This window comes from Seohaeicola sp. 4SK31 (genome assembly GCF_028802875.1).
Taxonomy (GTDB): Bacteria; Pseudomonadota; Alphaproteobacteria; order Rhodobacterales; family Rhodobacteraceae; genus Seohaeicola.
Map to the genome: position 1 here is coordinate 206,827 of NZ_JARAMP010000003.1, position 21,307 is coordinate 228,133.

Annotated in this window: 20 protein-coding genes and 1 tRNA gene; 11 read left to right on the forward strand and 10 right to left on the reverse strand. The window is 62.7% G+C overall.

From position 1 onward, the window contains the following. Positions 1-33: 33 nt before the first annotated feature. Positions 34-1,689 carry an energy-dependent translational throttle protein EttA gene (gene ettA / locus PVW27_RS04170; RefSeq protein ID WP_274555367.1) on the reverse strand — a complete coding sequence of 552 codons (1,656 nt, stop codon included), beginning with the start codon at positions 1,687-1,689 and terminating at the stop codon, positions 34-36. Positions 1,690-1,847: 158 nt separating this feature from the next. Between ettA and PVW27_RS04175 the strand changes: the two genes are divergently transcribed. Continuing rightward, the gene (locus tag PVW27_RS04175; protein WP_274555369.1) at positions 1,848-2,453 is read left to right on the forward strand and encodes a nicotinate-nucleotide adenylyltransferase; all 606 of its coding nucleotides are present in this window, start codon (positions 1,848-1,850) and stop codon (positions 2,451-2,453) included. Between the two features lie 66 nt (positions 2,454-2,519). Beyond that, on the forward strand, positions 2,520-4,010 hold the full coding sequence (dacB, locus tag PVW27_RS04180) for a D-alanyl-D-alanine carboxypeptidase/D-alanyl-D-alanine endopeptidase (protein WP_274555371.1): 1,491 nt from the start codon (positions 2,520-2,522) through the stop codon (positions 4,008-4,010). Between the two features lie 58 nt (positions 4,011-4,068). On the opposite strand, the gene PVW27_RS04185 is transcribed toward dacB, so the two are convergent. Together PVW27_RS04185 and PVW27_RS04190 are read right to left on the reverse strand one after the other, a co-directional pair. Then, a complete protein-coding gene (locus PVW27_RS04185; protein ID WP_274555373.1) occupies positions 4,069-4,704 on the reverse strand; it encodes a hypothetical protein in 636 nt (211 codons plus the stop codon). A 373-nt stretch (positions 4,705-5,077) separates the two neighbouring features. Further along, positions 5,078-5,503: a tellurite resistance TerB family protein gene (locus PVW27_RS04190; protein ID WP_274555375.1), complete on the reverse strand. Its 426-nt coding sequence runs from the start codon at positions 5,501-5,503 to the stop codon at positions 5,078-5,080. Between the two features lie 134 nt (positions 5,504-5,637). Here PVW27_RS04190 and PVW27_RS04195 point away from each other — a divergent pair, with 134 nt between their 5' ends. From PVW27_RS04195 to PVW27_RS04205, 3 genes are all read left to right on the forward strand, one after another. Further along, positions 5,638-7,212: a lysine--tRNA ligase gene (locus PVW27_RS04195; RefSeq protein WP_274555377.1), complete on the forward strand. Its 1,575-nt coding sequence runs from the start codon at positions 5,638-5,640 to the stop codon at positions 7,210-7,212. A 61-nt stretch (positions 7,213-7,273) separates the two neighbouring features. Beyond that, entirely contained in the window at positions 7,274-7,687 is a 414-nt protein-coding gene (locus PVW27_RS04200; RefSeq protein WP_274555379.1) for a DUF4864 domain-containing protein, read from the forward strand. A 108-nt stretch (positions 7,688-7,795) separates the two neighbouring features. Continuing rightward, positions 7,796-10,084 carry a glycosyl hydrolase family 28-related protein gene (locus tag PVW27_RS04205; protein ID WP_274555381.1) on the forward strand — a complete coding sequence of 763 codons (2,289 nt, stop codon included), beginning with the start codon at positions 7,796-7,798 and terminating at the stop codon, positions 10,082-10,084. Between the two features lie 4 nt (positions 10,085-10,088). Here PVW27_RS04205 and PVW27_RS04210 read toward each other — a convergent pair whose 3' ends face one another. Next, positions 10,089-10,583: a HugZ family pyridoxamine 5'-phosphate oxidase gene (locus PVW27_RS04210; RefSeq protein ID WP_274555383.1), complete on the reverse strand. Its 495-nt coding sequence runs from the start codon at positions 10,581-10,583 to the stop codon at positions 10,089-10,091. A 48-nt stretch (positions 10,584-10,631) separates the two neighbouring features. After that, positions 10,632-11,354 carry a hypothetical protein gene (locus tag PVW27_RS04215; RefSeq protein WP_274555385.1) on the reverse strand — a complete coding sequence of 241 codons (723 nt, stop codon included), beginning with the start codon at positions 11,352-11,354 and terminating at the stop codon, positions 10,632-10,634. 136 nt (positions 11,355-11,490) lie between these two features. Here PVW27_RS04215 and PVW27_RS04220 point away from each other — a divergent pair, with 136 nt between their 5' ends. The 3 genes from PVW27_RS04220 (at position 11,491) to PVW27_RS04230 (ending at position 13,078) form a co-directional block, all read left to right on the forward strand. After that, on the forward strand, positions 11,491-11,808 hold the full coding sequence (locus PVW27_RS04220) for an antibiotic biosynthesis monooxygenase family protein (protein ID WP_274555386.1): 318 nt from the start codon (positions 11,491-11,493) through the stop codon (positions 11,806-11,808). Between the two features lie 123 nt (positions 11,809-11,931). Then, positions 11,932-12,339, forward strand: coding sequence for a universal stress protein (locus tag PVW27_RS04225; RefSeq protein ID WP_274555388.1), 408 nt, complete (start codon positions 11,932-11,934; stop codon positions 12,337-12,339). A 136-nt stretch (positions 12,340-12,475) separates the two neighbouring features. After that, complete coding sequence (locus tag PVW27_RS04230; protein WP_274555389.1) at positions 12,476-13,078, forward strand: rhodanese-like domain-containing protein; 603 nt, start codon at positions 12,476-12,478, stop codon at positions 13,076-13,078. Positions 13,079-13,085: 7 nt separating this feature from the next. Here PVW27_RS04230 and uvrB read toward each other — a convergent pair whose 3' ends face one another. Then, on the reverse strand, positions 13,086-15,263 hold the full coding sequence (gene uvrB / locus PVW27_RS04235; protein ID WP_274555391.1) for an excinuclease ABC subunit UvrB: 2,178 nt from the start codon (positions 15,261-15,263) through the stop codon (positions 13,086-13,088). Positions 15,264-15,667: 404 nt separating this feature from the next. On the opposite strand from uvrB, the gene PVW27_RS04240 reads away from it, so the two are divergent. Both PVW27_RS04240 and PVW27_RS04245 read left to right on the forward strand, forming a co-directional pair. Continuing rightward, the gene (locus PVW27_RS04240; RefSeq protein WP_274555393.1) at positions 15,668-15,979 is read left to right on the forward strand and encodes an ETC complex I subunit; all 312 of its coding nucleotides are present in this window, start codon (positions 15,668-15,670) and stop codon (positions 15,977-15,979) included. Positions 15,980-16,063: 84 nt separating this feature from the next. Beyond that, positions 16,064-16,140, forward strand: a tRNA-Arg gene (locus PVW27_RS04245). A gap of 17 nt (positions 16,141-16,157) precedes the next feature. On the opposite strand, the gene PVW27_RS04250 is transcribed toward PVW27_RS04245, so the two are convergent. The 3 genes from PVW27_RS04250 to PVW27_RS04260 all read right to left on the reverse strand — a co-directional run bounded on the left by PVW27_RS04250 (position 16,158) and on the right by PVW27_RS04260 (position 18,175). Beyond that, positions 16,158-16,796 carry a hypothetical protein gene (locus tag PVW27_RS04250; RefSeq protein ID WP_274555394.1) on the reverse strand — a complete coding sequence of 213 codons (639 nt, stop codon included), beginning with the start codon at positions 16,794-16,796 and terminating at the stop codon, positions 16,158-16,160. Between the two features lie 125 nt (positions 16,797-16,921). After that, positions 16,922-17,656, reverse strand: coding sequence for a sulfite exporter TauE/SafE family protein (locus tag PVW27_RS04255; RefSeq protein ID WP_274555397.1), 735 nt, complete (start codon positions 17,654-17,656; stop codon positions 16,922-16,924). Between the two features lie 48 nt (positions 17,657-17,704). Continuing rightward, entirely contained in the window at positions 17,705-18,175 is a 471-nt protein-coding gene (locus tag PVW27_RS04260) for a DUF3237 domain-containing protein (RefSeq protein WP_274555398.1), read from the reverse strand. 118 nt (positions 18,176-18,293) lie between these two features. On the opposite strand from PVW27_RS04260, the gene PVW27_RS04265 reads away from it, so the two are divergent. Beyond that, complete coding sequence (locus PVW27_RS04265) at positions 18,294-20,054, forward strand: feruloyl-CoA synthase (protein ID WP_274555400.1); 1,761 nt, start codon at positions 18,294-18,296, stop codon at positions 20,052-20,054. A 108-nt stretch (positions 20,055-20,162) separates the two neighbouring features. On the opposite strand, the gene PVW27_RS04270 is transcribed toward PVW27_RS04265, so the two are convergent. Then, the gene (locus tag PVW27_RS04270) at positions 20,163-21,200 is read right to left on the reverse strand and encodes a TRAP transporter substrate-binding protein (RefSeq protein WP_274555402.1); all 1,038 of its coding nucleotides are present in this window, start codon (positions 21,198-21,200) and stop codon (positions 20,163-20,165) included. Positions 21,201-21,307: the final 107 nt, after the last annotated feature.

Sequence of the window (21,307 nt, forward strand, 5' to 3'; positions counted from 1 at the left end):
CGTGCCTTTCAGGCATGCCCGCCCGCATCCGGATCACCGGGTGAACTTCTTGAATTTGATCCGCTTGGGTTCCAGCGCGTCGGCACCAAGGCGGCGTTTCTTGTCTTCCTCGTACTGCTCGAAGTTGCCCTCGAACCATTCGACATGGGCGTTGCCCTCGAAGGCGAGGATATGCGTGCAGATCCGGTCAAGGAAGAAGCGATCGTGCGAGATGACCACGGCGCAGCCAGCGAAATCCACCAATGCATCTTCCAGCGCGCGCAGGGTTTCCACGTCCAGATCGTTGGTCGGTTCGTCAAGCAGCAGCACGTTCCCGCCCGAGCGCAGAAGCCGCGCCATATGCACGCGGTTGCGTTCGCCGCCTGACAGCAGCGAGACTTTCTTCTGCTGGTCGCCACCCTTGAAGTTGAAGGCAGAGCAATAGGCCCGCGCGTTCACCTCGGCGTCGCCCAGTTTGATGATGTCCTGCCCGTCTGCGATGGCTTCCCAGACGTTCTCATTCGGGTTCAGGTCGTCGCGGTTCTGATCGACATAGGACAGTTTGACCGTGTCGCCATATTCCACCGTGCCTTCATCGGCCTGTTCCTGCCCGGTCAGGATGCGGAACAGTGTGGTTTTACCCGCACCGTTGGGACCGATCACGCCGACAATGCCGCCCGGCGGCAGCGAGAAGCTGAGGTCTTCGACCAGAAGCTTGTCGCCCATGTGTTTCTTCAGGCCGTTCACCTCGATCACCTTGTTGCCAAGGCGGGGGCCGTTCGGGATGACGATCTGGGCATTGGCGAGCTTTTCGCGTTCGGACTGGCTGGCCATTTCGTTATAGGCGTTGATGCGGGCCTTGGATTTGGCCTGCCGCGCCTTGGCGCCCTGCCGCATCCATTCCAGTTCGCGTTCCAGCGTCTTCTGCTTGGACTTGTCTTCGCGCGCTTCCTGCGACAGGCGCTTGGCCTTCTGTTCCAGCCAGCTGGAATAGTTCCCTTCATAGGGGATGCCACGGCCACGGTCGAGTTCGAGGATCCAGCCGGTGATGTCGTCCAGGAAGTAACGGTCATGGGTGACGATCAGGATCGTGCCCGGATAGGCGATCAGGTGGTTCTGCAACCAGGCGATGGTTTCCGCGTCAAGGTGGTTGGTCGGTTCGTCCAAGAGCAGCATGTCGGGGGCTTGCAGGAGCAGTTTGCACAGGGCGACACGGCGCTTTTCACCGCCCGACAGCAGGGTCACATCGGCGTCGTCCGGCGGGCAGCGCAGCGCTTCCAGCGAGATGTCGATCTGGCTGTCCAGATCCCACAGGTTCTCGGCGTCGATCTTGTCCTGCAAGGCGGCCATCTCGTCAGCCGTTTCGTCGGAATAGTTCATCGCGAGTTCGTTGTAGCGGTCGAGGATCGCTTTCTTGGCTGCCACGCCCAGCATCACGTTGCCGCGCACGTCAAGTGACGGGTCCAGTTCCGGTTCCTGCGGCAGATAGCCGACGGTGGCCCCTTCGGCATGCCAGGCCTCGCCCTGAAAATCCTTGTCCATCCCGGCCATGATCTTGAGCAGTGTCGACTTGCCCGAGCCATTGACGCCGACGACACCGATCTTGACCCCCGGCAGGAAGTTCAGGTGAATGTTCTCGAAGCATTTCTTGCCGCCGGGATAGGTCTTGGAGACGCCCTGCATATGATAGACGTATTGATAGGCTGCCATTCGGATTGCTCCTTGAGGGGAATGCGTGGATTTGGCCCTGTAGATAACGATCATGGGGCGCGGGGGCAATGCGCTGCGGGGCCTTGCGGCACCTGATTGACAAAGCGGGCGTGGCATTGACAACTGCGCCGCCAGAGAAGCTCCGGGCAGGAGAGGTGATGCGTCACGATATACCCCATGCACGGCCCGGTCAGGTGATCGGGCTTTTGGGCGGGTCCTTCGATCCGGCCCATGCGGGACATGTGCATATCACCAAGGTCGCGCTGCGCCGGTTCGGACTGGACCGCGTCTGGTGGCTGGTCAGCCCCGGCAACCCTCTCAAGGCGCGCGGGCCTGCTCCGATGGCGGACCGGATCGCGCTGGCACGTGCGATGATCCATGATCCGCGCATCATCGTCACGGATTTCGAAGCGCAGGCCGGCACGCGCTATACCGCCCAGACCATCACCGCCTTGCAAACCGCCTATCCCGGGGTGCGTTTCGTCTGGCTGATGGGGGCGGACAATCTGGTGCAGTTCGATCGCTGGCAGGACTGGCAACAGATCATGGCGCGCGTGCCGGTCGGGGTTCTGGCCCGACCGGGGCAGAACCTGCCTGCGCGGGCCTCGCGTGCGGCGCGGATCTTTCGCGCGGCACGGATCAAAGGGTCTGCCAGCAGGACCCTTGCCATGGCCGAGGCGCCTGCATGGTGTTTTGTGAACGCGCCGCTGATGGATATCTCGTCATCCGCGATCCGGGCGCGGGGCGGCTGGGGTGCGGCGTAGGCTCGTCACGCGGATGTGGGCTTGCCCGTCACGGGGCAGGGCGGCTAAGTTTCAGGAATGAGTGACATGATTTCAAGACGTGGATTTCTGGTCGGTTCGGCCGCTGCCGTGACGCTTCTGGCTGTTCCGGCCTGTGCCAACGCCCCTTCGCGGTCGTTGCGCCCCGCGCTGCGCCCGGCCGGGGGGCGCGTCGCATCGGTTCCTGCCATTGATGCGCTTGTGTCCAAGGCCAATCTGGGCGGAGAGGTTGTCTTTGCCTGTGCCGATGCCGAAACAGGTGAATTGCTGGAAGTGCGACAGCCGCAGCGCGGCTTGCCGCCGGCGAGCGTCGTCAAGGCGCTGACGGCGATCTATGCGCTGGACACGCTGGGTCCGGCGCATCGGTTCGAGACGCGGCTCATTGCCACCGGGCCGGTGCAGAACGGCATCCTGAGCGGGGATCTGGTGCTGGCGGGGGGTGGGGATCCTTTGCTGGATACCAACGCGCTGGCCGAACTGGCGGCCGGGCTCAAGGCGGCGGGTGTGCGCGAAGTGCGTGGACGCTTCCTCGTCTGGGGCGGCGCGCTGCCCTATACCCGCGTGATCGACGAGGGCCAGCCGGATCATGTCGGATATAACCCTGCCGTGTCCGGCCTGTCGCTGAATCACAATCGGGTGCATTTCGAATGGGTCCGCAACGGACAAGGATATGGCGTCACCATGGACGCGCGGTCAGACCGTTATCGCCCGGATGTGCGGGTGGCGCGGATGCAGGTCGTGGCGCGCGACCTGCCGGTCTATACCTATGCGGACGCGCAGGGCGTCGATCAATGGACGGTGGCGCAATCGGCACTGGGCAAGGGCGGTGCCCGCTGGTTGCCCGTCCGGCGGCCCGACGTCTATGCCGGCGAGGTGTTCCGCACCTTTGCCGGGTCCCAGGGTATCCGCCTGCCAGCCGAGGATGTGGCACGCAGCCTGCCGGGCGGAAGCGTGATCGTGCGCCATCAAAGCGTGCCCCTGCCCGAGATCCTGCGCGACATGCTGCGCTATTCCACCAATCTGACGGCCGAGATGGTGGGCCTTGCCGCAACGCAGGCGCGCGGTGGGCGGCCGACATCTCTGGCGGCCTCGGCCGGTGCGATGAACAGCTGGGCCAGTTCTGCGCTGGGCTTGTCGGCCCCGGCGCTGGTGGATCATTCGGGGCTTGGTGACAGGTCACGATTGGCCGCGGCGGATATGGTGGCGGCGCTTGTGCGGGCGCGGCGTCAAGGGATGCTGCCGGGCCTGCTGCGCGAGTTTCCGATGCGCGATGACAAAGGGCGCACCGCAGCCGGGCATCCGGTCAAGGTCAACGCCAAGACGGGGACGTTGAATTTCGTCAGCGGACTGGCCGGCTACATGACGCGCGACAAGGGCAAGCCGTTGGCTTTTGCCATTTTTTCCGCAGATGCGCAGCGTCGCGACAGTATTCCGCGTGCGGAACGTGAAAGGCCGAATGGCGCGCAAGGCTGGAACCGGCGCGCCAAGGCTTTGCAGCAGGACCTGCTGGAGCGTTGGGGGACGCTTTACAGCGTCTGACAGCATGGCGTCCGATACCGCGGCAAGCGCGGTATCGGACTGTCCCTGAATATGGTCTTCAGAAGTTGTAGGATACGCCCAACGTCACGAAGGGCAGAAACTTGACGTCGCTCAGGTCGCGATTGGCCTGTGCAAGGTCCGCGTTGAACTGCGCGCGTTCTGCCGCGTCGGCTATCAAATCCTGACCTGTCGTGCTGATTTCAAGACTGGTGATCCGCGCGCCAATCTCGGCAACGATGCCCCAGTTTTCCCCCAAAGGAAGTGTATATCCGACAGCGAGAACGGGGGCGATCTCGTTCTTCTGCTTCAACTCGGCCGAGAAGCTTCCGCTATAGGTATTCCCCTCGATCGTCAGGTTTGAGGCGCTGCCTTCCAGCTTGTAGCCGCCGAAGGATACACCGCCGGACAGACGGAAGCCGGCATTACCGATGGCATAATCGGCCATCAGTGCGATGGAATTCGAGGTGAACTTGCCTGCGACATCGTTGCCGTCCACATCGAACGTATCCGAGACAGATCCCAGATACAGCGGCACGCGCGCCTGCCACTTGGGGGCGACGTCGAATTTCGGCGCGATATACACGCCAAGGGTAGACAGCCCGGCCTCGACCGAGAGGTCCTCAAGGCTTTGCGCCGCGACAGAGGTCGCGATGCCTGACATCATCAGTGTGGCAAGAAAGAGGGGGTGTTTCACGACTTATAACTCCGTCACTATTTAACACATGAACACAAGTGAAGGCAGGCATCGCTGCCCCTCACGACAGACGAGGTAGTCTTGCCGGAGACGATTCTTCAACCGTGGATTGGTCAAGGCGGCGCTTCAGCCTGAGTTGTGACCCAAGGGCAACAAGATATCAGGCAAGGCGCTCTGCGCATCGGCCATGATGGCCTGCTTTCTGCCCTATCCCGCTGCGCCGATGATCGACACTGCACAAAGAATCAAAAGTCCGGTTACAAGAAGTACGGGGCGCGACATGGCGGCCTCCCTTGGAAAATGGCATTGGATCAATGATTCCAGTCTGCCAGTTTCAGGGCGGCGTTCAAGCGCGCAGGTGACCGCCGGGTGATCAGGCGCGCATGTGTCGCGCGCGTGCACCACGTTCGATTGCCGCCGCATGGAGCCGGTCGATGTTCAACTCGTACCGGATCTCTTCCAGCAGGCGCAATTCCGTTTCAAGGATCCTGCCGTCGGCAGCGGCCACATCGCAGGCCAGCGCATAGGCTGTCTCGAACAGATGCTCGGGCAGGTTGTCGCGCACCAGTCCGAACAGTGCGTCCAGCCCGTCCTCTTCCGAGAAAAGATCGAACACTGTCTGCGCCATCCGGCGCATCCGGTCGGTGTCATATTCCGCGAAGATCGGTAGATGGTTCACCGTCGCCTGTATCCGGACCAGTTCCGAGGTGCGGATATCCTCGTCCGACAGCGAGACTGCGATCATGACGGCCACGAGGCAATCCTGTGGGCTGAGCGGGTGTGGCACTGCGTCCGTCATTTCATTCGTCCTGAAAGGTCATGTTGCAGTGCAGAATATTGACTGTCAGGGGGCGGAGCAATAGGAAGCCTCATTTGACGCCGCGCGATCTGCGCGGTTCCCCGCCACATGTCCCGCCACGGATGGAGACTGACATGACCGATTTGCGCGACGCCGCCCTTGCCTCGAAAGCCTGGCCGTTTGAGGAAGCGCGCAAACTGGTCAAACGTTATGAAAAAGCCCCGCCCGCCAAGGGGCATGTTCTGTTCGAGACGGGTTATGGCCCGTCCGGCTTGCCGCATATCGGCACCTTCGGCGAGGTGGCGCGCACCACGATGATCCGTCGCGCGTTCGAGCTGATTTCGGACATCCCGACGCGGCTGATCTGTTTTTCCGATGACGTGGACGGAATGCGCAAGGTGCCCGACAACGTCCCCAACCCCGAGATGCTGCGCGAGCATCTGCAACGCCCGCTGACATCCGTGCCCGATCCTTTCGGACAGTATGAAAGTTTTGGTCATCACAACAACGCCATGTTGCGGCGGTTTCTGGACACGTTCGGGTTTGAATACGAGTTCATCAGCGCGACCGAATTCTACAAGACCGGGCAGTTCGACACGGTGCTGCTGCGCGCGGCGGAACGCTATGACGCGCTGATGGAGGTTATGCTGAAATCCCTGCGTGAAGAACGCCAGCAGACCTATTCCATCTTCCTGCCGATCCATCCCGAAACCGGGCGCGTGCTCTATGTGCCGATGAAAGAGGTGAACGCCAAGGACGGCACCATCACCTTTGACGATGAAACGGGCCGCGAATGGACGCTGCCGGTCACGGGCGGCAATGTGAAACTGCAATGGAAACCTGATTTCGGCGCGCGCTGGGCTGCTCTGGATGTGGATTTCGAGATGTATGGCAAGGACCACAGCACCAATACGCCGATCTATGACCGCATCTGCGAGATCCTTGGCGGGCGCAAGCCCGAGCATTTCACCTATGAGCTGTTTCTGGATGAGAACGGTGAAAAGATCAGCAAATCCAAGGGGAACGGTCTGACCATCGACGAATGGCTGACCTATGCCAGCACGGAATCGCTGTCCTATTTCATGTATCAGAAGCCCAAGACCGCCAAGCGGATGCATTTCGACGTCATCCCGCGCGCGGTGGATGAATATCACCAGCAGCTGCGCGCCTATCCCGATCAGGATGCGTCCGGCAAGGTGAACAACCCTGTCTGGCATATTCACGGCGGCAACCCGCCGGAAAGCCGGATGGTGGTGCCCTTCTCGATGCTGCTCAACCTTGCGTCGGTATCGGCGGCCGAGGAGAAATCGAAGCTTTGGGGATTCATCCAGCGTTACGCGCCCGAGGCTGCCCCCGAGACGCATCCCGATCTGGATCAGGCTGCGGGTTTCGCCGTGCGCTATTACAATGACTTCGTGAAGCCGCATAAGGTCTACCGCGCACCCAGCGATCTGGAGCGTGAGGCGTTGGTTGACCTGCGCGATCAACTCAAGACATGGGATGGCGGACTGGATGCCGAGGCGTTGCAGGGGCTGGTCTTTGCCGTGGGGCGCGACCGGTTCGATCCGTTGCGCGACTGGTTCACGGCGCTTTACGAGGTGCTTCTGGGGGCGAGCCAAGGCCCGCGTTTCGGCGGGTTCATCGCGCTTTATGGCGTGGATGAAACCGTGGCCCTGATCGACCGCGCGCTGGCAGGCGATCTGACCTGAGACATTGACGTCGCGTCACACCGGACTAGCTGATACTCTGCTATGCGGCGGAGGATCAGACATGCAGGCATGGGGACGTATGATGGCGGTGCTGGTTCTGGCGACGATGCTGGCCGGCAATCCGGTCATCGCGCAGGACCGGGGGATCGAAGACACGATCACCCGGCAACTGGACGCCTTCAAGGCCGATGACTTCGGCGCAGCGTTTGAATTCGCCAGCCCGACGATCAAGAACATCTTCCGCACGCCCGAAAACTTTGGTGCGATGGTCAGGCAAGGCTATCCGATGGTCTGGCGCCCCGGCGCGGTGACTTATCTGGAGCAGCGCGAGATTGCGGGTGAGATCTGGCAGAAGGTGCAGATCGTGGACGGCGCGGGGCGCGTGCATATTCTTGACTATCAGATGATCCAGATGCCCGAGGGTTGGCAGATCAACGGCGTCCAGCTTCTCAAGCAGCCCGACGTCGCCGCGTGACCCGCACGGCCGGGCACCGTCACGGTGCTGTCGCTTCCTGTTAACCGCTCATTGATAGACCCCTGACCACCCGGGCGCGATGCCGGGCCGTGGTGGAAAGGGAAGCCCATGAACAAAGCGATTACCGATGGCGTGGTCTTGATGCCGCCACCCTTCGAGGCGGGTCTGGATGTCTGGTCCAGTCAGAACGGAACGCCGGGATCGGATACATATCTGGCGGCCGTGAACGCAGGCTTCGTGCCTGCGGATCAGGATTTCAGTGGCTGTCTGGAGATGCAGAAGACCCAGACGGTGCAACGCCTGCGCTATATGGGGGAAACACCGCTGCTTCCCGGTTGCTATCTGCGGATCACGGCGCGCATCAAGGCCATCAGCGGCGCGCTGCCGCAGGTCCGGATCGCCGGATGGGCGGGGGGTGCCGGTGGGGTCAACGTGGCCACGGTTCCGCAGACGGGGCCGGTCGTGCAACTGACCGCCTATGGTCGCGTGACCGAGGTCAGCGCCATCGTCGGGGCGGGGGCGCGCAATGGCGTGGACATGGTCTGGGGCGGACAGGCGCTTTACGGCCATTTCGGACTGGACCTGACCGGGCCGAATGGCGGGATCGTGCGGATCGACGATCTGGTGATCGAGGATATCACCAGCGTTTTCCATCGCGACATGATGAACTGGGTCGATGTCCGCGATCACGGTGCCGTGGGCGACGGCGTGGCCGATGACTATGCCGCCTTCGTCGCAGCGGATCAGGCGGCGGCGGGGCGGCGGGTGCTGGTGTCGAAGGGCAGCTACCGGATCGGGCAAAGTCTGACGATCAACAACCGCATCCAGTTCGAGGGCACGCTGGCCATGCCCGCTGACGCGATCCTGTCGCTGACCCGCGATTTCGACCTGCCCGCCTATATCGACGCTTTCGGGGACGAGGTTTTGGCGTTTCGCAAGGCGTTTCAGGCGCTTCTGAACAATGTGGATCACGAGTCGCTGGATCTGGGTGGGCGGCGGATTCAGGTGCGCGGCCCCATCGACATGGCCGCCGCCGTGCCCAATCGAACCCAATTCGCGCAGCGGCGCCATATCCGCAACGGGCAGTTCTTCGTCGAGGAGAACGCCGCATGGACCACGGATATCTTCACCTCGCAGGCCACCTATGCGCTGAATGATCCTTTGCGCCTGACGAATGTGGCCAATGTGGCCAATATCCCCGTCGGCGCGTTGATCGAGGGCAATGGCGTGGGCCGCGAGGTCTATGTCCGCGCCAAGAATGTGGGCGCGGGCGAGATGACGCTGTCCATGCCCCTTTTCGATGCGGCGGGCACGCAGACCTATACCTTCAGGCGGTTCAAATATGTGCTGGATTTCAGCGGCTTCTCGCAACTGTCACGCTTTTCCATGTCGGATATCGAGTTTCTCTGTGGGGGCCGGGCCAGCGGCGTGATGCTGGCGCCGACAGGTCTGACCTTTCATGTGCGGGACTGCTTTTTCACCGGACCACGCGACAGGGGCATCACCTCGATCGGGATCGGATGTCAGGGGATGCTGATCGACCGCTGCCAGTTCCTGTCGAATGAAACACCGATACGCGCGCAGGACCGTGTGTCGATCGCGCTGAATGCCAATGCCAATGACGTCAAGCTGCGCGACAACCGGATCACACAGTTCCGGCACTTCGCCATTCTGGGCGGCACGGCCAGCATCATCTCGGGCAATCACTGGTTTCAGGGCGATGACGAGCCGGGGGGCGTCAGGACCGGGGGGCTGATCCTGACTTCCAGCCACAACCGGGCGACGATCACGGGCAATTACATCGACAATTGCTTCATCGAATGGACGAATGAACATGATCACGAACCTGCCTTCAGCAGTGAATTCTCATTCAGCGCGCTGAGCATCACGGGCAATGTCTTTCAGGCCATCGACGTGGCGCCGTGGTTCCGCTTCTTTGTGATCAAGCCGCATGGCGCGGGGCATTTCATCAGCGGGCTGACGATGACGGGCAATGTGTTTCGTGCGATCCGGGGGGATATCGACCGGGTCGAGCATGTGGACACGTCCTTTGCTGATCTGGACTTTGGCCGGATGCGCAACATCCTTGTGGCGGGGAACCTGTACAACTCGGTCGTGCAGGGAATTCAGAACCCGGTGGCGATCCAGCACACGCAGAACACCGCGGCCGAGACTTGGGTCGTCAATGGTGCCGGACCCTTGCCTTTCGGTGGTCGCGCCCGGCAGGTCGAGGCGGTGGTGGCGCGCGGTCCAATCCGTAACGCCAGCAACGTGATCCGCTACGAGATGCCCCATGCCGTCGCCGAGCAGGGGGCCGCGCGCGACCGTGTGCATCTGGGCTGGCCGCAGGCTGTGACGGGCACGGTCGCGGTGACGATGCGGATCGACAACGCCTGACGGATCACAGGCCCAGATCAGCGGGTGTCATGACGAAGGCGCGGCCGAACCCGCCGTTCAGATAGGCCGCGTGCACGTCGAACAGCACAAAGGAAAAATCTGCAAATCCGATGTAGAGCCTGGACTTGGGATGGTCGCGCAGCCAATGCGCGGCCATTTCTGTATATCCCGCCGCGCCATGACGCAGGAACCGCGCCTTTGCCTGAAGAGTGAGGCGCGGATGGGTCAGAGGATCGCCCCGTGATCCCGGTTCGCCCACCAGAAGTGATGCCGCAGGATTCGCCTTCAGCGCGCGTGTGTGATGCGAGAGGTCCGACACCAAGGTGGCCGGTCCGCCCTGCGGCGTTGTGCCAAAGGCCACGCGGGTCACCATCGGGGCATCGTTCTCCGGGTCGACCACGCCAAGCGCTGCGAAACGCGCCTTGTTCATCAGGTCACGGGCAAGGCTCCGGGCCTCGTCATCGGTGGGGCGGATCGGGCTGGGGGCATCTGTATTCATGCACGCGAAACTAGGATGCGGCCCGGACCGGCGCAAGCCGGGCCGCGGTCAGAATGTCGACCACAGACCCAGCTTGAGCGCCCTTGACCCCGATCCGTCCAGCGCATGGACATATCCCATCTCCAGATGCAGCCCGTCGCGCAGTCGGTAGGTGACCGAAGGCACGAGCCGCAGGAAACTGGCCCCCGGCTGGATTCCTTCGGTCTGTAGAAGGAAAAGCTTTTGCCGGATATCGACCACGCCGGTTTGCAATTGCAGCATCATGGTCCAGTCTGCCGGGCGGCCATCCGGGTTCAGCAGGGTCAGGCCCAGCGTGACATCGGTCTTTTCGTCCAGTTCCCGACTGACCAGATCCACCTCAACGCGGCTGTCGATCGCCATCCAGCCTGTCCAGCGGGGGCGCACCACGCTGCGCCCCCATGACAGGCCGGGTCGCAGGACCGGTTGTCCCGCGATCTCGCCATAGCCCAGTTCCACCGATACCGGGCCGCCCAGGATCCGCATGACGGGGGTGCGGATGAACATCACGGCCTTGCCCTCGCCCGAGACGCTGCGCCCCAGATCGAGCCCTGCCGTCAGGCGCGGTGTCAGGCCATATTCGAGAAAGAGCGCCGAGTAGCTGTCGGCGCCATCCAGCCCTTGCCACTGGCTGAGGCTGGCAAAGCCGGTTCCGGCCTCGCGCGGCCACGCGCCCGCCGTCACTGCCGGGGGCAGAAACCCGGTCACAAGACCGGACAGAAACCCCAGCAAAAGCGCCAGTCGGCGGATCATCCCATGTGCCCTCCACCCCGCCATTGTGGGCCGTCGTGGTAAATGCGCGGTTAACGATGCCTGCATCGGCGGGCGAAAACTGATATGATGGGGGACCGGCGCGCCACGTGCGCGCCGCGCAACAGGGAGGATCACCATGCCGACCATCCGGACCCCGGCCCTCGGTCAGACCGTCATCACCACCTTCGACATGACACCCGGCACCTGTCAGGACCTGCTGGACGCGCTGAACGCGGCCTATGCCGAATTCATCTCGAAGCAGCCCGGTTTCATCGCGGCTGGGCTGCATGTGAACGATGCCCAGACCCGGATCGCCAATTATTCGCAATGGCGCAGCCGCGAGGATTTTCAGGCCATGCTGCGCACCCCCGAGATGCGCGAGCGCAACCGTCAGTTGGCGGCGCTGTGCAAGACCTTCGAGCCGGTCCTTTACGACGTGGTTGCAACCTTTTGACGTCTGGCGCGTTGAGGAATGAGACCGTGGTTTGGCCATCAGCCCGGCCAATCTGACATGGATCAAGGACCGTCAAGGTTGTGCGGTGTCTGATGCATGGACCGCTTACAGGAGGACAAAGCGATGTATGACAATATTCTTGTGCCGATTTCTTTCGACGAGGATCGTGACGCGGAAGGGTCGCTTGCCGTGGCCCGTGCCCTGTCCAATGCCGGCGGAAAGATCACCCTGCTGCATGTGATGGAACAGATCCCCGGCTATGCCATCTCGTATATGCCGACCGATTACATCACCGAAAGCCGCGCGGCCATCCAGACCGAGTTGACTGCCATGGCCGAGGGCGTGCCGGGCGGGCAGGCCGTTCTGATCGAGGGCCATTCGGGGCGCACGATCCTTGAATGGGCGGACAAGCACGGGGTCGATTGCATCGTCATCGCCTCGCACCGTCCGGGGATGCAGGATCTGCTGCTGGGCTCGACCGCGACAACGGTCGTGCGGCACGCCACCTGCGCGGTGCATGTCCTGCGCTAGAGACGTTCCGCGCCCGGAGGCGGCGCGACAGGATATTTGAAGCAAGAAGAAGCAGGGGCCGGTTTGCATGACCCGGCCCCTTGCGCCAGTCTGGGGCGGACGTCCGGTCCCCGGACGATACGAAGGAGGAGAGATCATGTTCAGGACCATTCTGCCGCTCTGCGCGGCCATGGCTGCCTTTGGCTTTGGCCCCGTGCTGGCCGAAGAGGCGGGGCCGGTGAATATCCGGCCCGATATCGCGACTGTCACAGTGCAGACCGAGAAAGGCCCGGTCGAGATCGGGCGCATTCAGGACAATGACCATGAGGTGACGGGGGAATGGGCGCGCACCTCACGCGCCTGCCCGCCCTTCTGCATCCAGCCGATGAGCCCTGCCGAAGGGGTGACAACCATTGGAGAGCTGGAGTTGCTGGAGATGCTGGCCGATCCCGAAGTGATGGTGATCGACAGCCGCACGCCGGACTGGTTCGCGGGTGGCAGTATCCCCGGTGCCGTGAACATCCCCTATGACCGGATGGTGGATCGTCTGGGTGAATTGGGCTGCGAGCCGGATTTCGACGGCTGGGATTGCGAGGGTGCGCGCCGTGTCGCGCTGTTCTGCAACGGGCTGTGGTGCGGGCAATCGCCGTCTGCCATCCGCGCGATCATCGCGGCGGGCTATCCGGCAGAGCGGATCAGCTATTATCGCGGTGGCATGCAAAGCTGGCGCGTTCTGGGTCTGAGCGTCACGGGCGACTGACCCGCCCTTAACGCCGCCGTGGCCGAGCCTTGCCGCCCCGCATGCCGCCGCGGCCGGCGGTTGAGCGACCGGCACTTGCGGATGAAGCCTCGACCGCCGCTTCGATGGCGGATTGGCGGGCGAGCGGATCGTCGGCAATGGCCAGATCAACGGCCTCCAGACGCTTGACCTCGTCCCGCAGGCGGGCGGCTTCCTCGAATTCGAGGTTCTCGGCGGCCTTGCGCATGTCTGCGCGCAGGCCGTCCAGCACGGCCTTGAGATTGGCCCCGGCCAGCGGCTTGTCGATCTTGGCGGTGACGCGGTTCATGTCCACATCGCCCTTGTAGAGACCCGCCAATATATCCTCGACGTTCTTCTTGACCGTCGTGGGGGTGATCCCGTGTTCGATATTGTAGGCGATCTGCTTTTCACGGCGGCGGTTGGTTTCGGCCAGCGCGCGTTCCATGCTGCCGGTGATGCGGTCGGCATACATGATGACCCGGCCTTCGGCGTTGCGCGCGGCGCGGCCGATGGTCTGGATCAGCGAGGTTTCCGAGCGCAGGAAGCCTTCCTTGTCGGCGTCCAGAATGGCCACCAGCCCACATTCGGGGATGTCCAACCCCTCGCGCAGCAGGTTGATCCCGATCAGCACGTCGAAGGCGCCAAGGCGCAGGTCGCGCAGAATCTCGATCCGTTCGATCGTGTCGATGTCGGAGTGCATGTAGCGCACACGGATGCCCTGTTCATGCATGTATTCGGTCAGGTCTTCGGCCATGCGCTTGGTCAGCGTGGTGCAGAGCGTGCGATAGCCTGCGGCCGAGACTTTGCGCACCTCATCCAGCAGGTCATCGACCTGCATGCCGACGGGGCGGATTTCTACCATCGGGTCCAGAAGGCCGGTGGGGCGGATCACCTGTTCGGTGAAAACGCCGCCTGTCTGTTCGATCTCCCACTTCGCGGGGGTGGCGCTGACGAAAACCGATTGCGGGCGCATCGCGTCCCATTCCTCGAATTTCAGCGGACGGTTGTCCATGCAGGAGGGCAGGCGGAACCCGTGTTCGGCCAGCGTGAATTTGCGCCGGTAGTCGCCTTTGTACATCCCGCCGATCTGGGGGACCGAGACGTGGGATTCATCAGCGAAAACAATCGCATTGTCGGGGATGAATTCGAACAGGGTGGGGGGCGGCTCGCCGGGGGCGCGGCCGGTCAGATAGCGGGAATAGTTCTCGATCCCGTTGCAGACGCCGGTCGCCTCCAACATCTCAAGGTCAAAATTAGTGCGCTGTTCCAGCCGCTGCGCCTCGAGCAGTTTGCCCTCGTTTACCAACTGGTCCAGCCGCTGGCGCAGCTCTTTCTTGATGCCGATGATGGCCTGCTGCATGGTCGGCTTGGGCGTCACATAGTGCGAATTTGCATAGACGCGGATCTGATCGAAACTGCCGGTTTTCTGCCCCGTCAATGGGTCGAATTCGGTGATGCTTTCCAGATCTTCGCCGAAAAAGGACAGCCGCCACGCGCGGTCCTCAAGGTGGGCGGGGAAGATCTCCAGACTGTCGCCGCGCACGCGGAAGGACCCGCGCTGGAAGGCCTGATCGTTGCGCTTGTACTGCTGGGCGACAAGATCGGCCATGACCGCGCGCAGGTCATAGCGCGCGCCGACCTTCAGATCCTGCGTCATGGCCCCATAGGTTTCGACCGAACCGATGCCGTAGATGCACGAAACCGAGGCCACGATGATCACATCGTCGCGCTCCAGCAACGCCCGGGTGGCCGAGTGGCGCATCCGGTCGATCTGCTCGTTGATCTGGGATTCCTTCTCGATATAGGTGTCGGACCGCGCGACATAGGCTTCGGGCTGATAGTAGTCGTAATAGCTGACGAAATACTCCACCGCGTTGTCGGGGAAAAAGCCCTTGAATTCCCCATACAGCTGCGCGGCCAGTGTCTTGTTGGGCGCAAGGATGATGGCGGGGCGCTGCGTTTCCTCGATGATGCGGGCCATGGTGAAGGTCTTGCCGGTGCCGGTCGCTCCCAGCAGGACCTGATTGTGTTCACCGGCCAGAATCCCGGCTGTCAGTTCGGCAATGGCCGTCGGCTGATCGCCTGCTGCCGTGAACTCGGTCTTGAGCACAAAGCGCTTGCCACCTTCCAGTTTCGGGCGGGATTTCACATCGGGGGCAGGGGCGTGCAGGACCGGCTGGTTCATGGCGGGAGATTCCTTTTCAGAGGTCAGAGATTGACGCCTTTGCAGTCTGTTTCAAGCCCTGTTGCCCGACCGCCTTTGGCGAGCCTTGCGTCGGAATGACGCTGCTTGGCGAAAGAAAAGGTTTATCAATGGGATGCCGAAAAGATGGACAGTAGGGTGTCAAAATAAAGTGACAGTTTGTGCGAAATTTCTTGCTGGATAAGGTGTATTTTCCTAACATCTTAGGGGCAAGCAGAAGACCCTGGTTGCCGGTCCGGGCGCACGACCCACCCCTCGCTCCCCGCGCGCGCACCGGCAATCAGGACTTGCGCTTGACCTGTCGAAAATCGCGCGATCCGAGGTCTGTCGGGCTTGCCCCGCGCGCGCATTTCCCCGATATAGACACCCATAACCGGAGGGATGCCATGCGTGCGCGTATCTACAAGCCAGCCAAGACCGCCATGTCCTCGGGCATGGGCAAGACCCATGACTGGGTGCTGGAATTCGCCCCCGCCGAGGCGCGGGATATCGACCCTTTGATGGGATGGACCTCATCGGGCGATACCCAGTCGCAGGTCAAGCTGCGATTCGAAACCAAGGAGGCTGCCCTCGATTATGCCGAGGCACATGGCATCGATGCGCAGGTGGTGGAACCCAAACCCCGCAAACCCAATATCCGCCCCGGCGGCTATGGCGAGAATTTCGCCACCAACCGCCGCGGTGCATGGACCCACTGACATTTCCAGCGGGCAAGGGCGATCCGGCTTGCCCGCATTGACAGCTTGCCTTTGCTGCCGCGCGACGGCACATAGGGGCCATGCGATCCCATAGCTCAACTGGATAGAGCAGCTGACTTCTAATCAGCAGGTTGAGGGTTCGAGTCCTTCTGGGATCGCCAATTAGACCGTTGTCGGATCACCCCTCGTCGCTGCACAGATAAACCGCGCCGCCGATCACCACGACGCTGGCGGCAGCTCCGGCGAGAATGGCGGGTGTGCCAAGCGCCGTGCCTATGGTCGTGCCAGCCGATGTCAGCAGGCTCGAGATACTGCCAGCGTTGCCCGACAGGACCATGGCACCCGAGCTGTGCGTGACCGCCGAAATGGTCGAGGACAGACGCCCTGTCAGCGTGCCTTCTTCGGCCTGTTCCCCGATCCCCATCAGGCCAAGGGCATTCTCCTTGGTCGTATTGACCAGCTTGCAGGTGTTCGAGGGCTGCTCGCAACGGCCAAAGGCATCACGCGTGCCTTGGGCGGGCAGGGAATGGCTGCGGGTCTTGGGGTCGTAATTGGCACAAAACACCTGCCGCTCTTCGGCGGTCAGATCTGGCATCAGATAGGTGATCACCACGGCACCGGGGCAGGTGTGGCGCCGACTGAAATAGCGCTCGCGGAACGAGGAATAGGTGGGCTCCTCGTCATCATAGAAGATCGTGACGTCCTCGCCTTCTATCTTGGTGGTGCACTGGGCCGGGGCGGCCTCGGCGGCGTCGGGCCATGCAAGAAAGACTGCTGTCGCCCATGCCAAGGCGGATAACATGGCAAGGTGCCGCATGACGCCTGCTCCTGTCTGATGGTTACTGCTGAACGCGCCTGTCGGGCGGGGTTGATCCCCGTCCCTTTCTTCCGCCCTCAAGAATGGTATGAAACGCGCCGATTTTCAAGCCTGCCGCGGCCGGATCAGCCGGTCACCGCCTGCCAGATCAGGCGGATCGACAAGATCGTCAGCAGGGCAAGGATCACCCTGTCAAAGGCCTTGGCCGAGATTCGGCGGGCCAGCCACGCCCCCAGCGGCATGGCGGCCATCAGCGGAATCAGCGAAAGGCAACTCAACAGGAACCGCTCGCCCGTCAGGATGCCAAGCCCGGCCAGCAGCGGGATCTGCACCAGCGCCATGGCGAAGAAGAAGACCGAGATCGTGACGATGAACTGTGGTCGTTCCAGCTTGATCGCGTTCAGAAAGCTCAGTGACACAGGTGCGGACAGACCCGCCGCGCCCTGCAGGATGCCGCCCAGCACACCCATGGGCGCGGCCAGAGTCTCGGCCCGGGCAAGGCTCAGGCTCCAGCCGGGGCGCAGACCGCGAAAAACGACATAGGCCAGCACGGACAGGGCAACGGTCAGGTTCAAGGCCTCGGTGGGCAGCCATGCCAGCATGAAACTGCCCAGCCCTGCGCCCAATGCCCCTGCCAGGGCGAAATGCAGCGTCAGCGGTCCGGTCAGTTTGTGGCGGCGATAATGCCAGCCCTGCCAGATATTCGTCACCAGATTGGGAATGGAAAACACAGCCACCGCAAAGGGCGCGCCGAAAAAGATCGTCATCACCGGCACCGCGATGATCGGGGCGCCCGCGCCGGTGGCCCCCTTCAGGACGCCACCCAAGGCAAAGGCAATCAGGACAAGAATCACGCTCATGGCGCGACTGTCTGTCAGCGCGCCGCCAAGGTCCAGCCTGTCCCCCGGTTATTCCAGGGCGAACAGGGAAATGACGACCTGTCCCGCCTGCCGGGCACCGGTTCCCACAAAGAGCGTGCGGTTGACCCAGTCATAGCGCGGATCGCCGGTTTCCAGCCGCGCATGGGTGCGCATGTAATAGCTGTCGGGGGCCACGTCCTCGCCGCGGGCGATGGCTGCCAGCACCTCGGCCGGACCATGGCGATAGCCATAGTTCCTGATCTCGATGGTTGCGCCATCCGCTGTCTCGATCGCATAGCGCGTGTCCAGTTCCGCTACGCCATTGCCCCAGATCGTCTGCCAATCCGCGCCAAGGTTGAGGATGCGCCCGTTCAGCGCAGGGCCTTTGACCGTGCCGCCCACGATCGGGATAATGCGCCGCTGCCCGGCCCGGCCCGCGCCCATCTCGCGGATCGGATCGAGCGAGACGAAAAGATCGCAGACATGGCGCAGTTCGGGTGTGGCGAGGGTCGATGACATGGCTTGCTCCGGGCTATGATAATGATTGAGTGGCGGGCGACATTGCTATAAGTCATAACTAAATCTGAGGGGCCGCGTCCAGCCTGTGATGCGCCCCCGTCCTTGGGAGGGGAATGATATGGCGCAGCCGCGCTTCTGGACACCCGAATTCGCCATCGAACAGCGCACCGACGGCACGATCCTGATGTTTCAGGCCGGCGAGGCACCGCGTCTGGCCGATACGATTGCCGCGCGTATCGGCCATTGGGCACAGGTGGCGCCCGACCGGACCGCACTTGCGCAACGTGGCGCGGATGGTGCCTGGCACCGCATCAGCTATGCCGCGCTGTGGCAGGCGATGCGCCATCTGGGGGCCGGTCTGCTGTCGCGCGGGTTGGGACAGGACCGCCCGGTGCTGATCCTGTCCGAGAACGCGCTGGATCACGCGATGCTGGCGCTTGCCGGGCAATATGCGGGCGTGCCCACGGCGGCGCTGTCCACGGCCTTTTCGCTGGTGTCCGACAGTTTCGACAAGCTGCGCGATGCGGTGGCCCTGCTGCGCCCCGGATTGGTCTATGCTTCGGATGGCGCGCGCTATGGCCGTGCTCTTGCGGCGGTAGGGGATGACATTCTGAAGGTCTGTTCGGCCAATCCGCCCGCAGATGCGCTGTCCTTCGCCGACCTGCCTGCAACCGATACGGCCTCTGCCGATACAGCCTTTGCCGCGCTGCGTGGTGACATGGTGGCCAAGTATCTTTTCACCAGCGGATCGACAGGCAGCCCCAAGGCGGTGATCAACACCCATGACATGATCGCCCGCAATCAGGACATCATCGCCGATTGCTTCCGCTTTCTGGCCGATCATCCGCCGGTGGTGGTGGATTGGGCACCCTGGAGCCACACGGCCAGCGGCAACAAGGTGTTTCACATGGTTCTGTGCAACGGCGGCACCTATCATATCGACGATGGCAAGCCGACTCCTGCCCTGATCGGCCGCACGCTGGACAACCTGCGCGAAGTGGCGCCGACCTGGTATTTCAACGTTCCCGCGGGCTATGAGATGCTGCTTGAGGCGTTCCGCGCCGACCCTGATCTGGCGGCGCAGTTCTTCGGTCAGCTGGATATGATGATGTATGCCGGGGCTGGCATGGCCCAGCACATCTGGGAAGGCTTGCGTGCCACGGCCCGTCAGGTCACCGGACGCGACGTGCTGCTGACGACCGGCCTTGGTGCGACCGAAACCGGTCCCTTCGCCCTCATGTGCACCGCGCAGCAGGAGGCCCCCGGCAATGTCGGTCTGCCCGCACGGGGCATCACGCTCAAACTGGTCCCGAATGAGGGCAAGCTTGAGGCGCGTCTGAAAAGCCCGTCCATCACGCCCGGCTACCTTGGCGATCCGGCCACCAGTGCGAAGATGCTGGATGACGAAGGCTTCTACTGTCTGGGTGATGCGCTGCGCCCGGCTGATCCTGACGATCTGACCAAGGGTTTTTTCTTCGATGGCCGCATAGCCGAGAATTTCAAGCTGGCGACCGGCACCTGGGTCGCCGTGGGAGCGCTGCGCGCGCGTCTGGTGGATCACTTCGGTGGGCTCATCCGCGACGCCGTCATTCTGGGCGAGGATCGTCCCGCGCTGGCGGCGCTGCTGTTCCCGGCCGATGGCGTGATGGATCGCCCCGGAATCATGGACGATCTGACCCGTCTGCACGCAAGCTTTGTGGCCGGTTCCACCGGCAGTTCGACCCGCATCGCCCATATGTTGATCCTGCGCGACCCGCCCAGCCTTGACCGGGGCGAGGTTACGGACAAGGGCTCGATCAATGCCCGCGCTGTGATCCGCCATCGCCCGGGCGCCGTCTCCCGCGTTTATGACGCCCCTGCGGGGATCGCCCGCGAATAAAGAGCGACATTCCTTCATCTTGCCAGAAATACTCATTCCGACATCTGGACAAGAAGAAAGGCCGCCGGATCACTCCGACGGCCTTTCCCCATTCACCTTGAGACGCGATCAGCCGCCGTTCTTCACGATCAGGTCCTTGGCCTGCTGGATCAGGGCACGGCCGTCGATGCCCTTGGTCTCCATGTCGGCGACCCAGCGGTCGATCACGGGCTGCGCCTTTTCCTTCCAGCGGGCCACTTCGGCCTCGTCCAGAGTCACGATGTTGTTGCCGCGATCCACCGCGATCTGACGGGCGGGGGCGTCATAATCCCACATCACCTGCGCGGCAAAGGCCGACAGAACCTCGCCGGATTCCGCGTCGATGGCGGCGCGGATGTTCTCTGGCAGGGACTCGTAACGCTCCTTGTTCATGGCAAGGATGATCGTCGCGGTATAGAGCGATTCCGGCCCGCCGAATTCGGTGTGGTTGCCCACCAGTTCCGACACGCGGACGGCGGTGGTGACCTCCCACGGGATCACGGTCGCGTCGATCACGCCCTTGGACAGGGATTCCGGGATCGCGGGCAGGGGCATGCCGACCGGGGTCGCGCCCAGTTCGTTCAGCATGTCGGTAATCACGCGGGTCGGGCCGCGCAGTTTCTTGCCGGCCATGTCCTCAAGGCTGGCGATCGGCTCTTTCGAGTGGATCATGCCGGGGCCATGGACCCAGGCGCCCAGGATCTTGACGTCCTTGTATTCCTCGTTCTGCAATTCGGCCTCGGTCAATTGCCAGAAGGCCTTGGCGGTGGCGACCGGGTTGGTCATCATGAACGGCAGTTCGAACACTTCCGTCTTGGGGAAGCGACCGGGCGTGTAGCCCACGACGGTCATGATGATGTCAGCCGTGCCGTCGATGGCCTGGTCGATCAGATCATTCGGGCGACCGCCCAGCGACATGGCGTCATAGTGCTCGATCTTCAGCGCACCGCCGGCCCGCTCTTCAACCTTTGCGGCCCATGGCTTGAGGATATGTGCCGGCACCGGCGCGGGCGGCGGCAGGAACTGGTGCAGTCGCAGCGTCACTTCTTGCGCGGACAGGGTGGCGGGGGCCAGACCCAGCGCAAACGCGGCGGCGGCGACCGTCTTCATCAGGTTACGTCGTTTCATTGGTTTCCTCCCAGAAACGGGCCGGTTCTTCCGACCCTTGCGTGTATTTAGTGTCACTCTCGCCCGAATCGCAAATGATTATGCGTCATAGCTAAGTCTTTTGCGCC

Coding starts and splice junctions, on each gene's coding strand:
- ettA (WP_274555367.1), bottom strand. CDS start 1,689: ATGGCAGCCTATCAATACGTCTATCATATGCAGGGCGTCTCCAAGACC.
- PVW27_RS04175 (WP_274555369.1), top strand. CDS start 1,848: ATGCGTCACGATATACCCCATGCACGGCCCGGTCAGGTGATCGGGCTT.
- dacB (WP_274555371.1), top strand. CDS start 2,520: ATGATTTCAAGACGTGGATTTCTGGTCGGTTCGGCCGCTGCCGTGACG.
- PVW27_RS04190 (WP_274555375.1), bottom strand. CDS start 5,503: ATGACGGACGCAGTGCCACACCCGCTCAGCCCACAGGATTGCCTCGTG.
- PVW27_RS04195 (WP_274555377.1), top strand. CDS start 5,638: ATGACCGATTTGCGCGACGCCGCCCTTGCCTCGAAAGCCTGGCCGTTT.
- PVW27_RS04200 (WP_274555379.1), top strand. CDS start 7,274: ATGCAGGCATGGGGACGTATGATGGCGGTGCTGGTTCTGGCGACGATG.
- PVW27_RS04205 (WP_274555381.1), top strand. CDS start 7,796: ATGAACAAAGCGATTACCGATGGCGTGGTCTTGATGCCGCCACCCTTC.
- PVW27_RS04210 (WP_274555383.1), bottom strand. CDS start 10,583: ATGAATACAGATGCCCCCAGCCCGATCCGCCCCACCGATGACGAGGCC.
- PVW27_RS04215 (WP_274555385.1), bottom strand. CDS start 11,354: ATGATCCGCCGACTGGCGCTTTTGCTGGGGTTTCTGTCCGGTCTTGTG.
- PVW27_RS04220 (WP_274555386.1), top strand. CDS start 11,491: ATGCCGACCATCCGGACCCCGGCCCTCGGTCAGACCGTCATCACCACC.
- PVW27_RS04225 (WP_274555388.1), top strand. CDS start 11,932: ATGTATGACAATATTCTTGTGCCGATTTCTTTCGACGAGGATCGTGAC.
- PVW27_RS04230 (WP_274555389.1), top strand. CDS start 12,476: ATGTTCAGGACCATTCTGCCGCTCTGCGCGGCCATGGCTGCCTTTGGC.
- uvrB (WP_274555391.1), bottom strand. CDS start 15,263: ATGAACCAGCCGGTCCTGCACGCCCCTGCCCCCGATGTGAAATCCCGC.
- PVW27_RS04240 (WP_274555393.1), top strand. CDS start 15,668: ATGCGTGCGCGTATCTACAAGCCAGCCAAGACCGCCATGTCCTCGGGC.
- PVW27_RS04250 (WP_274555394.1), bottom strand. CDS start 16,796: ATGCGGCACCTTGCCATGTTATCCGCCTTGGCATGGGCGACAGCAGTC.
- PVW27_RS04255 (WP_274555397.1), bottom strand. CDS start 17,656: ATGAGCGTGATTCTTGTCCTGATTGCCTTTGCCTTGGGTGGCGTCCTG.
- PVW27_RS04260 (WP_274555398.1), bottom strand. CDS start 18,175: ATGTCATCGACCCTCGCCACACCCGAACTGCGCCATGTCTGCGATCTT.
- PVW27_RS04265 (WP_274555400.1), top strand. CDS start 18,294: ATGGCGCAGCCGCGCTTCTGGACACCCGAATTCGCCATCGAACAGCGC.
- PVW27_RS04270 (WP_274555402.1), bottom strand. CDS start 21,200: ATGAAACGACGTAACCTGATGAAGACGGTCGCCGCCGCCGCGTTTGCG.